The sequence below is a fragment of the Kitasatospora sp. NPDC057518 genome (assembly GCF_042802075.1).
Classification (GTDB): Bacteria; Actinomycetota; Actinomycetes; order Streptomycetales; family Streptomycetaceae; genus Kitasatospora.
On the sequence record NZ_JBHVEU010000793.1, the window covers coordinates 1 to 1,398 of the forward strand.

A 1,398-nucleotide genomic window follows, 5' to 3' on the forward strand; every position below is an offset into this window, starting at 1 on the left:
CGCCGGACGCGGTCCGGGCCCACTGTTCGGCGGAGTCGTGGCCACCTGCCCCGCAGGCGAGTTCGCGCACGTACCGGCGCGTTGCCCGCCCGGGCAACCTTTGCTGCCCGCCCGTACCTGGCACTGGTTCGCCCCCGCCCAGTATCAAGGAGGAGTCGACCGCCCCGCGCCCGTGGAGAGCCTTCCTTGCACGATCACGAGACCACCAGAGCCACCGAGACAGGCGGCCGTACCCCCGCCCGCAAGCCCAGCCCCGCCCCGCCCACGCGGCTGCTCGGCCTCCAGGCCACGGTCGGCAACGCCGCGGTCGTCCAGATGCTCCGCCAGGCCGGCCGATCCCAGACCGGCCACTCCCAGGTCGGCCACTCCCAGGCCCGGCCCGAACAGCACCGACACACCGTCGGCCACGTCCCGGCCCGTCCTCCGGCCGCCGTCCAGCGCGCCGAAGGCGGATCGGACACCGACGCCGAATCCGAGTTCCGGCTGGGCGTCGCGGCCACGTTGGAACGGGTCATCAACGACGACGTCAAGGACCGGCTGGGTCTCAGCGGGCTGCACCTGAGCATCGGCGGCGGAGGCGGGGTGGCCGCGCTGAAGGCCGCACGGCCCGTCCAGGACCTCGATCTGCGGCTCCACATCGCCGACCCCGAGGGCCAGGACCCGGAGCTGCGCCGGCAGGTCGTCGCGTACCTCGAAGCCCTGCTGCAGGACGAAGCGGGCACGGACGCCAACGGCACGACGGTGAAGGGCACGTTCGGCGGGGCCGAGGTCAGCGTCACGCTGGGCAAAGTGCCCACGGAGACGCGGGACATGCAGGTGCACGAGAGCTCCGCCCGGGTCCCCCTGACGGTCGTGGCGCCGCTGCGCCTGTTCACGGACAAGGTGACCGCCTTCGCCATGCGCAAGGAGAAGGAGGGAGAGGTCCTGGCGGAGAAGCGGCTGAGGGACGCCCGTGACCTGCTGACCCTCCACTCGCAGATCACCGCCGAGGGGGAACTGGCGGACGTACTGGCCGAGAACGCGGACAACGACGAGCTCATCCACCACGGCCTGAAGAAAGCGGCCCAGTTCACGCAGGAACTGGGCCGCTACCGGAAGGACCACACGGGCGACTTCGAGCCCGAGGAGTGGGAGCGCCTCCGGGAGATCGGACGGACCCTGGAGAGGGTCGCCAAGAGTCTGCGCAAGTCCAAGGCCGAGCCCCCGGCGCAACCGGCGAGCCCCTCCGGCACCGCCCCGGCGGCCGTCGACGCCCCCGCCGGCACGGATTCCGGCGCGATGACCAAAGCCGACCGCAAGGCCGCCAAGCAGGCCAGGCGGCAGCAGAAGCTGATCGAGCGGCCACCGACGGACTGAGGGATCCCGCCCCGGACCGCGGGCCCGGACCGCCGTGGATGC

Annotated in this window: 1 protein-coding gene; it reads left to right on the forward strand. The window is 72.6% G+C overall.

Going from position 1 to position 1,398, the window contains the following annotated elements; all coding sequences use genetic code 11:
* Positions 1–186 precede the first annotated feature (186 nt).
* Entirely contained in the window at positions 187–1,356 is a 1,170-nt protein-coding gene (locus tag ACFU7Z_RS39440) for a hypothetical protein (protein ID WP_380782986.1), read from the forward strand.
* Positions 1,357–1,398 lie beyond the last annotated feature (42 nt).